Consider the following 13191-nt stretch of genomic DNA (forward strand, 5'->3'; position numbering starts at 1 on the left):
TCCAAATTGGTCAGCGTATATATTCAATGTACATGCATGATGCATGACAAAAAAATCATTCATTAATCCTGTCGAAAAAATAGCTCACCTATGTTTTTCGACACATTGTTTAGCGCTCGCTCAAGGCATTACCCTTTGCTCGAAGTAACGGTTTAAGTATGTAAGCGAGCACCGTGCGCTTACCGGTCATAATATCTAGCTGCACCGTCATTCCAGGAATCACCGAAAAGTGCGACCCTTCCTCAGCATCTGTAGTTATAGCCCGCACAAGATAATACGTGTTGTCATGCTCATCCGTGATACTGTCCGCACTGATATGCTGCAAGGTCGCAGACATACCACCATAAATAGAGAAATCATAGGCATGTAATTTAATAGTTGCCGGTAAACCCGGTCGCAAAAAAGCAATATCTTTAGGTGCGACCTTTGCCTCCACCATTAAGCGGTCGTCGCTAGGTACAATTTCAATGACAGAATGCCCCGGCTGCACCACGCCACCGAGGGTGTTATAAAGTACTCGCTGTACGGTGCCGTTAACAGGTGAGCGTATTTCAGAAAATTTAACCCGATCAGCCAAACCATCAACGTTTTTACTTAAACTGCTACGTGTACTTGTAGCCTCGCTAAGCTCAGCCCGCCACTGGTTTCGCATTCCTAACTCCACTTCCGAAATTCGCGCCTGAGCTTCTTGAACACCAGCCTCTACCTGACGCATCGCCGCAGCAACCTGATTACGCTCACCATCGGCTGCGGCTAGATCTCTCTCCAAGCGTAATATATCCATTTCAGACACTGCGCCAGACTGTAACAACGGAAGTGTTACCTGCAATTCTTTACTCGACATTTGATATGACTGCTGAACGGCATTCAGCCGAGCACGGGTTTCATCGAGTTCACGCAAGCGCTGACTGTGCTGTTCTTGAGCGATTAAAAGCCGTTGCTGCAATTCATCCATACTGGACTTGTAATAATCCAATTCTTGAGAAGCTACCTGCTGCTGGGCAGGACTCAATTCTTGGTCATATTGCGGCTCATAAGGCGTAGCAGCTATTAAGGCCTGTAAACGCTCTATCTTAGCGCTCAAGGCAAACATTTTTACCGCGCCTTCTTGGAAACTAGCAACAAAACGAGTCGAGTCAATTCGAACGAGCAAATCGCCCGCGCGAACAACGTCGCCTTCCGCAACAAAAATATTTTCAACAACACCGCCATCCACGGCTTGCACAACTTGTAACTGTTGCGAAGGAATAATTTTACCCTCTCCTCGCGTCACTTCGTCGACACTAGCAAATGCCGACCAAACGACTATAAGAATGAGAGTAATCACAACCGCATAAAGTAATCCTCGAGCTCGAATTTCTCGCTGTTCGTTGACTACTTGCTCAGCGGATATCTTCCAATCACGAGAAAAGCCAGAGAATCCAGCAAAAAAAGGCTTAAATAAGCGATCAACCCAATCTCGCCCCAATAAACTAATCACGGACAGACGGCCAACTTTTTCAAAAGCCAACTGTTCAGCTACTTTATTTTTGTTGTGATCAGGCTTTTTCTCGGTAGATGTCATACCGACTTCCTTTGAATCGTTCCGCGATCCAAGGCTTGTAACACGACCTGCTTCGGACCATTCGCCGCAATGCAGCCACCGTCCATAATGATAATTTTTTCTACCATATGTAGAAGACTAGTACGATGAGTAACCAATAAAAGTGTTTTACCTTTAGAAAATTCGGCAAGAGACTGGCTAACATGATTTTCCATCATGCTATCCATAGCACTTGTTGGCTCATCGAGTAATAACATAGCGCTATCAGGCATCAATGCTCTAGCAACCGCGATAGCCTGACGCTGGCCACCAGATAGACGGCGCCCCCCTTCCCCAACTTGCATTGAAAGCCCATCGGCATTCGTACCAACCAGAGACGCTAGACCTGACTTTTCAACAGCCTGAAACAGCCGCTCACGCGAAGGAACATCAGTTCCCAAGGTAATATTGTCGTAAACACTACCACTTAATAAATCCAAGTCTTGCGGAATATACCCCACAGCACGACGTAACTCAGCAATATCCAATTGCTCTATATGTACACCGTCAATAAATATACTTCCCTCTGTTGGCCGGTATAAACCTAAGATCAGTTTTTCAATGGTACTTTTACCTGACCCCGCCTGCCCCAAAATAGCAACTCGTTCACCAGCTAGCAGGTGGAAAGACACATCAGATAGAGCAGGGCGCTGCTCCCCAGGATAGACAAATGAGACATTACGAAATTCAATTTCACCACGTAGTTGTGGACGGCTAATTAACTGTTTTCCTGGCACACGCTCTTGCTCGTTCGCCATAATGCCATCTAATGATTCCATAGCAGTAGCAGCTTGGTGGTACTGGGTCAGCAAAGATGCTACCTGTGATACCGGTGCCAATGCACGGGAAGAAAGCATATAAGCTGCAATCAATGCACCTTGACTCATATCACCAGCAATAACCAAATACACACCAACTATCATCATGGCGACTGCCACAGATTGTTGAACCCACGCCGCACAGATTGCAACCGATCCACCCAATAAACGCTGTTTACCTGAGCAACCAGACAAAAAAACTGTGGCTTGCTCCCACAGCGCTTGCATTCGGCCCGAGGCATTAAAAGCTTTCAAAGTTTGTGCCGTTGCAAGGCTCTCGATTAACCCGGCATTACGTTGCGCACTAGCTTGATTGGATGTCTCGGCCAGTTGATGCATGCGGCCTTGAACAGAAAGGGCATATAAAAGCACTACCAGAGCGCCAATAAATACCGGCACCGCCATATAAAATGAAATCAACGCGATAATTAAAATGAACAGTAAAAAAAATGGTAGATCAATCAGCGCCACAACAACCATTGAGCCAATAAATGATCGCACCGATTCAAAAGCCTGCACATTTGCGGCGAAGGAACCAATGGACGGTGGATTATGCTCCATCCGCATTCCCAAAATGCTTTCCATTATTCGCGACGAGAGCACAACATCGGCCCTCTGCGCAGCAAGCTCCACAAACCAGCTGCGCAACATTCTTAAACTCAAGTCGGCACAAATAATTAAGATAGCACCCGCGGCAAGAACCCATAGAGTATCTGTTGCATGATTTGGAACAACGCGATCGTATACATTCATGACAAACAAAGGCATCGTCAATGCCAATATATTGACAAAAAATGCAGCAACGAGCACATCACGGTAGACTCTACGGTTTGCTGAAATTGTACGCCAAAACCAATGCTCTCCACGCCCACTTAACGATTCAGACTCAACATCAGGGTTTTCATTAGGCTGAAACAACTGACGGCAATAAATTGCCATGCCAATGTAGCCATCCTGCAGACTATCCAAGTCAACTTCTTGTAACGCCATGCCCAATTCAGGTAAGCGCAGCCACGCTTTTCCGGCCGCAATATCTAGGCGTTCAAGCACACTGGCTCGACTATCTTCTTGCAAGATAATACAAGGAAGTAATTGCTGATTAATCCGAGCCAATGGCTGCTTGGCTATATTTGTGACAAGACCAACCCGTTTCGCGGCTCGGGCCACCAGCGCAGGTGTCAAACGCCCCCCCACCAAGCCCAGTCCATCCACCAGAGCACCTCGACTCGTGGTAATGCCGTGAACTTCAGCCATTTTTAATAAACAGCTACTCAGCGGATCATCAAACTGTGTTTCCATATTATCCTAACCGTCAACAAGGCCAATAAAATAAGCCTTGTTTCAACTGTTCTGGCCTGGGGAGTAACTACTCAGATCGCTGAATAAGCAAATCGACTCGACGGTTTTTTAACCGGCCACTTGCGGACGCATTGCTGGCCACCGGCTGAGAAGCACCTACACCTGACGCTGTCATGATGCTCGCCGTTATGCCTTCCTTAATTAAAAAGTCTCTGACGGCTATAGCTCGAGCCAATGACAAATTTCGATTCAACTCATCGCTACCAGTGCTATCTGTGTGCCCTATTATACTAACCGAGGTCAGTGTTACTCCGTAGGACAAGGCCTTTTCAACTAAAGACCGAAGGCTTCCTAGTGCTTGGGGTTTTAACTCAGCACTGCCCGTATCAAAAAGCGCATCACCAGACAAAGCAATGCTTTCAGTCAACGGTTCTGATGCCGGCTTATCATAATTAACCATGTCTAATTGAGCATCAATATAAGAAGAGCAATAACGGCTATCCTCAGGAGCAGCAGCCTCCGCAAGCGCATCTTCCAATGTAGGGATCTGATCACTTGACAATGACAACGTAGATAACAACAAGCCCATACTCTGCAAAGTACGTAATTTTGCCAGCTGCAGGTCATGCAAGCCGGCCACATACGCACGATCAGCCTGATACGCTTCATTTTCAGAGTCCAAGACATCTAGCAAAGAGCGACGCCCAATATCAAACTGCTGACGATAGGCCTCATGCACATTGCGCGACGCAACCTGATGAGCCGCAAGCGCACTGATACGAGTATCAATATTTAAAATGTCTGTATATGCAATTGTCGCGGTCTGGCGCAAATCAACACATGCCTTATCTCTTAGGCTCAGCGCTTGATTCATACGCCGATAAGCAGCTCGTTCAGCAGCGCGATCACTACCGCCGTTAAAAAGATTATAATTCATCCTTAGCTCAACTATCCGGTCGCCCCCATAAGGGTCTGGGTCTGTACGCGCATCGAAGCTATTATTATTTTTATAGACCCCTTGGCGGACCCCTAATTCAATTGTGGGATAGCGATTGGATTTAGTTGTACCAAGTGAGGCTTCCGCACTGCGAGCACTTTCAAAGGCTGAATAAAGTGCTGGATTATTCGCATAACTCGTATTTAACACTTGATCAAGCGAGTCTGGGATAGGACCATCAGTAAGCGAAAAAACGGCCATATCCTTTAAAGGTAAACGACCAACCAAGCGCTGAAAACGGGCAGTGACCGATTGCAGATTCGCCACTTCAGTCATCAGATTAGAACGAGCAAGTGACACCCTGCCCTCAATTTGCTGCTGATCTGCTCTATTCCCAACACCACTTCGAGCACGCTCAGTCACGTTTTCACGTACGCGTAAATGGCGGTCAAGATTCAACTGTGCAAGCGCAACCAGTTTTCGATATCTAAGCACATCTAAATAAGCTTGAGCCGCTTCCAACCCCTTAGTCTCTGCCGCATTTAACGCATCATAGTAGAGCGAGCGGCTTGTATGCTTTGCCTGCGCCAGGTTATTACGCACACGAAAGCCATCAAACAACATCTGCGTAAGCGAAATCTCAGCATAATTTCGCGAATAACTACCTCGATTATCAAAACTCCTGTTGCCCTCCCCCACCGATACATCCAGATCAACAGTAGGCAAATACCCACCATAAACGGCACGCACATCCTGCTGAGATGCAAAAAAAGCTTCTAACTGGCTATTGATTTCAGGGTTACTATCTAAGGTGTCGAGAACCGCAGAACGCAATGTATCTTTTTCAGCAACAGCAAACGTGCTTAACAGCGAAAAAAGTAGGCCTACAACAAGCAGATCAAGACGAGCTAAACAAAGAAATCTTTGTCGAGAAGGTGATTCAAGGTTCACTTACTTTGCTCCATGCAATTTGTCTATTACAACGAGCATATTCAGCAGCACCAACCCTGTCAATTTATTAGTATCTCAATCTAGTAAATACACTCTTATATATTAATATATCACCCAAAATTGACAGATTACCGTGGCCACTGGCGTCACATTCGAACTGCCCCTAAACCCGAACTACACCCACCCAAAAACACTTATTATCCTTGAGCTGGGGTTACAAAGCTCGTTCTATACTTGTTAATCTTGAGTGAAGGAGCAAAACCCTAAATAGAAGCGCTGGCCATCATGCTGAAAGTGAGGGAAATACGATTGATCAAATTGCGGTATGGATTTCGTCGCAAACTAATGCCTATAGCTATTTCCCCCAGTGAACGGACAGGACCGAAAGCACGGCGTTTTATAAGAATCAAGAAAACACACTTAAAAAGAGACCTCCCTCCTCTCCATAAGTAAACAACAAAAGCCTCTTGCATCTGAACGCTAAACAGCTTCGAGCAATCAGATCCTAGTACTCTGAGGCATATAAGCAACGTCACGCTTGACCCCAATGGCGATAAGCCTACCGATACTCTCGATACCCTCACAAATTAATCCTCGTCAACTATCCGATTACGTTGAACCCCCAGGTCAACGCTGCCGTCGGCACTGCGAATACTGGCTTCGACAAGATCACCCACTTTGAGGTACTGGCTCCGCTTACTTTGCACTTTTTTAAACAATTTCCATTTTGTGGACTCGGGCAATAGTGCAGCAATGCGTTGCTTTACCGGTGAGGGAATGGCGAGTGCACATCCTGCCGGAGTGCCCGTTGCCAGTAAATCTCCTGGCAGGAAGTCCTGCACCTCTGACAGCTCTGTCAGCGTTTCCGCAGGAGAAAACACTAGGTTAGCGGTACTGTCCTGCTGCCGAACATCGCCATTGACCGTTAACCTTAATTTCAGGTCTTTGATGGCTCCGATCGTGTCTTTATCGAGCAAGGTTAGATATGGCCCTACCGGTCCAAAGGTGCGGAATGACTTCCCTTTGTAAAATTGCATTTCTGGAATCTGGATATCTCTTGCTGAGTAATCGTTGACAATAACGATGCCCGCCACGTACTCGTAAAGATTATTTTCGTTCACAGTAATCGGAGAATGAATACCCTTTTTTAATACTAGTCCCAACTCAATTTCATAGTCTAGAAAGTCGACAATACGTGGCTTAATGACATCACTATCTGCCGGTACAATACAGCTCTGCGCCTTGGTGAAAATCATATTAAAGTCTTTGGCATCAGGGTCCATGCCGGACTCAATCATATGCTGACGATAATTAGCTCCCTGACAAACAAACTGCTGATTACGCGTAATCGGTGACAACAATCTGACATCGCTTAAAGCGACAACGGGGTCAGACAACGCTCGCAATTCAGCTAGGTCGATTTGCTCAATGAATTCTTGTGTCGTGACGTAGTCTCCCGGTACCGGTGTGATGGCATCACCACGAATAACTCCCCAATAAACCGCTTCTTGGTATTGATATCGAACAACATTAACTGTCATAGCCTGCTCCTCATTTGTTTTGGTATTAGCGTCTTGCTAAGAAACTCGTCCATTCACCAGCCACACTGCTGAGTAGATTTCGTCGGAAAATAAAGCCAACATCTTGGGCATGCCCCTACCCAAACAACTTTGCCAAAATAAGTAATTTTCTTAGGCTTAAGTCTGGGCTTCGACGCAAGTTTCCAAGCATTGCCCTAAAGGCATCTTGCTTTTCACGCTTGTCGAGAATATTAAACCGCCCTTCCGAGGAGCCCGTACCACGACTATCAACAACAACCGTGACGTATCCATAGCGCCAATACTCCACGGATGGTCCAATTTTCGCTTTGTCATAGCAGTGCTGAATAACAATAACCGGAAAGGTGCCTGGCGCTTTACTACCATCTGGCAACGCTGGGGAATACACATCTGCCCGCAGGGTTACGCCATCATCTATAACAATGGGAACATTTGCGCTTACATACCCTTGATCATACTCGGGTACTGGTGCGACAAAGCCATCGAAGGGGGCGGATAGTTCAGAACGGGACGTTTGCGCAGGCTCGCTAGTTGAATCAGACTGTGATTGTTGTCCATTACTTTTTGAATCAGCGCCACAGCCAGCCAAAACAAACAATAATATCAGGGGCAAACCCCTCATACAGAAAGGTACGAATTTTATACTCATTAAACACCTCAATTTTTATAGTTAGTGTGTTTTGACGTTGGATCTGTCGCGCATTGGCGAGTACTAAGAATTAGCCGCAATCTTTTCCGTGATAGCCGGGGCAATACGCATCATGTAAGGCAACAATCGCGACTTGCCAAGATAGAGCTCCGAGCGACCCTGCTTAGCGGCTTTTAGCGTGGCGGTCACCAAGGTATTCGCACTCAGTTTTTTGTCATTTCTATGAGCCGTGGCCGGTGTATCCACTACGGGGGGTAAAACTTCGGTCACAGATACGGATGTACCCTGCAACTGCAGCCGCAAGCCCTTACAAAAACTATGCAATCCAGCCTTAGCTGCAGAATATATGGGCGCATAACTTGCCGGCGCGATGCCAAACCCCGAGCCTACAACAATGATTTTTCCACCAGACGTTTGCGTTACAGCCGGCAAGAAGGCGGAGATAAAATTAATTGCGCCACATAAATTACTGTAGATATCCCCGTTGATATCGCTGCGTAGAAAGTCGTCCTGGAGATTGACACGGGTCAAACCGCCCGCATTGCTGACCAACAACACGACATTCGGGTATACCGGCCGAATGGCTTCAAGCCATTTAATAACGTCATCTCGACTAGCAACATCGCAGACATAGGTGTCTACGCTGGGAAATTGTTTTTCAACGGCATCCAGTTTGGCTTTGTCTCTACCACAGGTCACCACCTGATAGCCTTGCTTACATAAAGCAGAGACAAACGCCAAGCCAATGCCAGAGCTTCCGCCACTGACAATGGCTACAGGTTTAGCGTCAGATATCACTTCCATCGTAATTTCTGGTTCAACCAGCCTCACTCATCACAGGCTCAGCATGAGACTTGTCATGCTCTTTTTTTCTTAGCAGGTCCAAGGCCACGTCGACGATCATATCTTCTTGGCCGCCAACCATCCGGCGCTTACCGAGTTCTAGAAGAATATCCACCGTTTCGATGCCGTACTTTTTAGCCGCAATCTCAGCATGACGCAGAAAGCTGGAGTAAACACCCGCGTAGCCCAGCGCCAGAGTTTCGCGGTCAACCCGTACTGGGCGATCTTGTAATGGCCGCACGATATCGTCTGCTGCATTCATTAGCGCAAGTACATCACAACCGTGGTTCCAGCCCATACGATCCGCCGCCGCTATAAACACTTCTAAGGGTGCATTGCCGGCACCAGCGCCCATGCCAGCAAGGCTTGCGTCTACCCGATCACAGCCTTCCTCTACCGCGACAATGGAGTTCGCCACGCCCAGACTCAAATTGTGGTGAGCATGGATTCCCAATTCAGTTTCTGGCTTGAGGACATCGCGCATCGCTCGGAAACGATCACGGATTTCGTTCATGTTTTGGGCACCACCGGAATCAACAACATAGATGCAGGTCGCGCCGTAGTTTTCCATTAGCTTGCCTTGTTGTGCCAAGGCCTGTGGCGAGGTCATGTGGCTCATCATCAAAAAGCCCACGGTATCCATGCCCAGTTCACGAGCAGTTTCAATATGCTGCTTGCTCACATCCGCCTCGGTGCAATGTGTCGCCACCCGCACCACTGAGGCTCCCGCCCGATGCGCGGCTTTTAGATCATGAATAGTCCCTATTCCTGGTAACAGAAGTGTCGCGATCTGTGCGCGCTCTAACACGTCCGCCGCCGCTTCAATCCATTCCAAGTCTGAATGAGCGCCAAAGCCGTAATTAAAGCTGGAACCACGCAAACCATCACCGTGCGCAATTTCTATACTGTCAACGCCCGCGCGGTCGAGGGCTCGGCAGATGCGCTGAACATTATCGATAGAATACTGGTGGCGCACAGCGTGACTGCCATCGCGCAAAGTAACATCAGATATAGTGAGTTTTTTGTCCATGTTGAAACTCATGCTGGCTCTCCCATAACACGGCGTTGCCCAAGCAGATGGGCAGCGATTTTTTCCGCTGCGGCTAACGCGGCTGAGGTCATAATGTCGAGATTACCGGCATAGGCCGGCAGGTAATGCGCCGCGCCTTCGACCTCGAGGAACACACTGGTCTTCAAGCCTGAAAAGGTGCCCACGCTAGGCAAATGTAAGGGCGCGTCTTCCGGGATAATCTCAAACTGCACATCCTGCTTTAGTCGATACCCAGGCACGTATTTATTGACCGCAGCGACCATTTCCACAATCGACGCTTCAACTTGCTGTTGCTCACACGCTTCCGACAATACGTAAACCGTATCTCGCATGAGTAGCGGTGGCTCTGCTGGATTGAGCACAATGATGGCTTTCCCTTCACCCGCTCCCCCCACAGACTTAATCGCCGCTGAGGTCGTTTCGGTGAATTCGTCAATGTTTGCGCGAGTACCGGGCCCGGCCGATCGGCTGCTGATGGAGGCAACAATCTCTGCATAGTGAACCTTGGCGATCTGCGAGACAGCCGCGACGATCGGAATCGTTGCCTGACCGCCGCAGGTCACCATATTGACGTTTAGCGCTTCTACGTGCTCATCCAGATTCACCACGGGTACACAATATGGACCAATCGCCGCCGGGGTAAGATCGATCATGCGAATATCCGGGCGCCGTTCTCGAAGATATTTGTCATTGGCAATGTGCGCCCCAGCGGACGTTGCGTCGAAGACGACATCAATATCATCAAACTCGGGCATGGCGACTAAGCCGGACACGCCTTCGGCGGTAATGCTCAGCCCATGCTTAGCTGCCCTAGCCAAACCATCAGATTCGGGGTCAATACCCACCATCACTGCCGCTTCAATATGATCGCCATGACGCAACAATTTGATCATTAAGTCGGTGCCAATATTGCCACTACCGATAATGGCGGCTTTTATTTTCTCTGCCATAGAACTTCTCCTCGTCTGTCGTTAAACAAACGTGCAATTCACACTACCCATACCACCAATGTTGACTGCGATATGATCACCGATATTTAAAGGAATCATTGGCCCAAGGGCCCCTGACAAAATAACTTCTCCAGCCAGCAGTGCTTCGCCCCGCGCAGCCATCGTACAGGCGAGCCAATAAGCCGCCCGCAGCGGGTGGCCAAGGCAAGCGATACCACTGCCTTGTGATGCCAACTGACCATTGCAGCGCAAGGTCATACTCACTTCGTCTAAGGATAATTGGCCAACAGCCACTGGTTGATTCCCCAGCACGTAGACACCACAAGAGGCATTGTCAGCCACCGTATCCACTAAGGTGAGTTTCCAATTTTCAATCGCACTATCGACAATTTCGATTGCGGGGATCGCGTAATCGAGTGCCGCAAGAAACTGAGCATAACTTGGCTTTTCAGAACGCAATTCCCGGCCTACTACAAATGCGATTTCGGCCTCAGCTTTTGCCTGAATAAAACGCGATGAAGGCACATCATCGCCACTCAGATACTCCATATCGTCGAACAATATTCCGAAATCAGGCTGATCTACCCCTAGCTGTTGCTGAACTGCCAATGAAGTAAGTCCGACTTTTTTGCCCACAACACTCGCACCGGATTGCGCAGTGCGAACGCAATTAATATGAGCAACCGTATACGCTTGCTCGAGCCCTTCCACTCCGAAGGTTTCAGAAATTCGTGGAATTGCCACCCGCTGTTTTCGCGCCTCAAATAGGGCGTCAGCGGCTTGTATGAGATGTTCAGGATATTCAGTGGGTGACGACATCAAGTACTTCCTCCTCACCTTTGTAAGATTTCAGCTGCGAAGGCAGCATCATGGTCTTAAGCTGCTGAACAGCCGTTTCGGCCTGCTTTGCAGAAACAACGGCGAAAGAAAATTTGTCGGGGCGGAGGATCGCAACAGAACCTTCTTTTTTGCCCGCCTTTTCGAACCAAGTCGTCATCTGCTCCTGAAGATCTTCAACTTCAACCAAGCCTTCCGGGGTCGACCGCTCAACATTCGGTTTATTTTGAGGGCGATTGCCGTAATGCATTACATTAATATAGCGACAGCCGATGCTATCCAGAAAGTCCACCGTCGATTGACTTAGCGTGGCCCTTGGATCCGTCTCGTAACCAACAAGGGCGAAATTATCGCCGGTAATGTCATCTAAAAGTTGCCGTCTACCGAGAATATTGCGAACCTCTGGCTGGGGCGACATCGCGCCCTCAGGGCCATTGCGCTTGCGACGAGGAAGGCCAAAGTATTCGCCTTTTTTATACACCGGACTCGGCTTGAATTTACCCTCGTAGAAAAAGTCACGAACGAAGGGGGTCGCCAGTCCGAGTTTGATCCCGACGTTCCTTGCCAGCGCTTTAACCGGGCTGGATATTGAAACGATATCCTTCATCAATACCGAAATATCTATCATGGCTTGGGCATGGTGCTGACGTTCGGTTTGATAACTATCCAGCAAGCTATCGTCAGCCTTTCCTTCAAGAATAGCGCTCAGCTTCCAGGCAATGTTATAGGCGTCCCTCACACCTGAACTCGCACCCTGCCCCATAAACTGAGGGGTCATATGCGCTGCGTCACCCGCCAGCAGCACACGCTGATCTCGCCAACGTTCAGCCATCAAGGCGTTGAAGGTATAGACCAGACGGCGCTTAACCTCGAACTTATCCGGATCAACATACTTGGACAGATACTTGCGAACCGTTTCCGGCTTTTCCATGTATTCCTTTGTCTGGCCGGGCTTCAGCATAAACTCGAAACGGTGATAACCATCTGGCTGAGGGCAACTCACAGCAGGGCAGTCTGGGTCACAATAAAAATTAAAATAGGGAATATGGCGTATCGCGTCCTCGCCATCTTTCATTTTCAAGTCAACGACCAACCAAGGTTCTGGAAAGTTTTTACCGGTCATTTTGATGCCGAGTTTTTCCCGGACAATACTGCGACCGCCGTCGGCACCAACAAGATAGCGTGCGCGAATATGCTGTATGTCTTCAGCTAATCCAGTATTAATAGAATCGCCACTGTGGTCACTTGAACGACTTTCCTGAGTTGCGCGATGCTCGATGCTGACACTCTGCCCATCTTGGCTAAAATCGATGACCTCCCTGCCGCGACAAATCTCAACATTTGGATACTTTGCCAGCAAATCGGAGAGACTAGTTTCAAGATAAGGCTGATAGAAAAAACTAATATGCGGCCAACCGAAGGGCTGTTTCAAAGGGCCGTATTGACTTAATACACTCCCATCAGACAACACCCACTGAGCCGGCGTATCCAACAGCATGTTTTTCTGCAATTCTTCTGCAACACCAACTGACTGAAACACCCGCATACACTCATCATCGGTGTAGACGGCGCGAGCATTACCGTAAAAGAGGGGCTCTCGCTCTAATACAATCACGCGATGGCCGCGCTTTCCCAAGCAATGTGCGAGCACGAGCCCAGTGGGGCCTAGACCGGAAATAACAATATCAGCATCAAAATTGGACGTTTTTTTCATC

The 13191-nt window shown here is 48.3% G+C and carries 10 protein-coding genes; all 10 read right to left on the minus strand.

The annotated features are described in order from the left end of the window. Positions 1 to 109: 109 nt before the first annotated feature. Positions 110 to 1564 (minus strand): HlyD family type I secretion periplasmic adaptor subunit, encoded by a 1455-nt coding sequence (locus AELLOGFF_RS11165; RefSeq protein WP_159268817.1) that lies wholly within the window; start codon positions 1562 to 1564, stop codon positions 110 to 112. Further along, entirely contained in the window at positions 1561 to 3699 is a 2139-nt protein-coding gene (locus AELLOGFF_RS11170; protein WP_159268818.1) for a type I secretion system permease/ATPase, read from the minus strand. Before AELLOGFF_RS11170 ends, AELLOGFF_RS11165 begins: the two co-directional genes overlap by 4 nt. A gap of 67 nt (positions 3700 to 3766) precedes the next feature. Further along, the gene (locus AELLOGFF_RS11175; RefSeq protein ID WP_159268819.1) at positions 3767 to 5587 is read right to left on the minus strand and encodes a TolC family outer membrane protein; all 1821 of its coding nucleotides are present in this window, start codon (positions 5585 to 5587) and stop codon (positions 3767 to 3769) included. Between the two features lie 587 nt (positions 5588 to 6174). Then, complete coding sequence (locus tag AELLOGFF_RS11180; protein WP_159268820.1) at positions 6175 to 7128, minus strand: fumarylacetoacetate hydrolase family protein; 954 nt, start codon at positions 7126 to 7128, stop codon at positions 6175 to 6177. A gap of 115 nt (positions 7129 to 7243) precedes the next feature. Next, entirely contained in the window at positions 7244 to 7795 is a 552-nt protein-coding gene (locus AELLOGFF_RS11185; RefSeq protein ID WP_159268821.1) for a CocE/NonD family hydrolase, read from the minus strand. A 63-nt stretch (positions 7796 to 7858) separates the two neighbouring features. Beyond that, on the minus strand, positions 7859 to 8626 hold the full coding sequence (locus AELLOGFF_RS11190) for an SDR family NAD(P)-dependent oxidoreductase (protein ID WP_159287824.1): 768 nt from the start codon (positions 8624 to 8626) through the stop codon (positions 7859 to 7861). Next, positions 8613 to 9680 (minus strand): 4-hydroxy-2-oxovalerate aldolase, encoded by a 1068-nt coding sequence (dmpG, locus tag AELLOGFF_RS11195; RefSeq protein WP_159268823.1) that lies wholly within the window; start codon positions 9678 to 9680, stop codon positions 8613 to 8615. Before dmpG ends, AELLOGFF_RS11190 begins: the two co-directional genes overlap by 14 nt. Beyond that, complete coding sequence (locus AELLOGFF_RS11200; RefSeq protein ID WP_159268824.1) at positions 9677 to 10639, minus strand: acetaldehyde dehydrogenase (acetylating); 963 nt, start codon at positions 10637 to 10639, stop codon at positions 9677 to 9679. Before AELLOGFF_RS11200 ends, dmpG begins: the two co-directional genes overlap by 4 nt. 21 nt (positions 10640 to 10660) lie before the next feature. Beyond that, positions 10661 to 11458 (minus strand): 2-keto-4-pentenoate hydratase, encoded by a 798-nt coding sequence (locus tag AELLOGFF_RS11205; protein WP_159268825.1) that lies wholly within the window; start codon positions 11456 to 11458, stop codon positions 10661 to 10663. Further along, positions 11442 to 13190 carry a bifunctional 3-(3-hydroxy-phenyl)propionate/3-hydroxycinnamic acid hydroxylase gene (locus tag AELLOGFF_RS11210; protein WP_159268826.1) on the minus strand — a complete coding sequence of 583 codons (1749 nt, stop codon included), beginning with the start codon at positions 13188 to 13190 and terminating at the stop codon, positions 11442 to 11444. Before AELLOGFF_RS11210 ends, AELLOGFF_RS11205 begins: the two co-directional genes overlap by 17 nt. Position 13191: the final 1 nt, after the last annotated feature.

Origin of the sequence: Zhongshania aliphaticivorans, from assembly GCF_902705875.1 — a bacterium.
In the GTDB taxonomy this organism is placed as follows: Bacteria; Pseudomonadota; Gammaproteobacteria; order Pseudomonadales; family Spongiibacteraceae; genus Spongiibacter; species Spongiibacter aliphaticivorans_A.

What these genes read in the sequence shown, in the direction of transcription:
- AELLOGFF_RS11200 (WP_159268824.1), bottom strand. Translation starts at nt 10,639, where the DNA reads ATGGCAGAGAAAATAAAAGCCGCCATTATCGGTAGTGGCAATATTGGC.
- AELLOGFF_RS11210 (WP_159268826.1), bottom strand. Translation starts at nt 13,190, where the DNA reads ATGAAAAAAACGTCCAATTTTGATGCTGATATTGTTATTTCCGGTCTA.
- AELLOGFF_RS11170 (WP_159268818.1), bottom strand. Translation starts at nt 3,699, where the DNA reads ATGGAAACACAGTTTGATGATCCGCTGAGTAGCTGTTTATTAAAAATG.
- AELLOGFF_RS11180 (WP_159268820.1), bottom strand. Translation starts at nt 7,128, where the DNA reads ATGACAGTTAATGTTGTTCGATATCAATACCAAGAAGCGGTTTATTGG.
- AELLOGFF_RS11205 (WP_159268825.1), bottom strand. Translation starts at nt 11,458, where the DNA reads ATGTCGTCACCCACTGAATATCCTGAACATCTCATACAAGCCGCTGAC.
- dmpG (WP_159268823.1), bottom strand. Translation starts at nt 9,680, where the DNA reads ATGAGTTTCAACATGGACAAAAAACTCACTATATCTGATGTTACTTTG.
- AELLOGFF_RS11185 (WP_159268821.1), bottom strand. Translation starts at nt 7,795, where the DNA reads ATGAGTATAAAATTCGTACCTTTCTGTATGAGGGGTTTGCCCCTGATA.
- AELLOGFF_RS11165 (WP_159268817.1), bottom strand. Translation starts at nt 1,564, where the DNA reads ATGACATCTACCGAGAAAAAGCCTGATCACAACAAAAATAAAGTAGCT.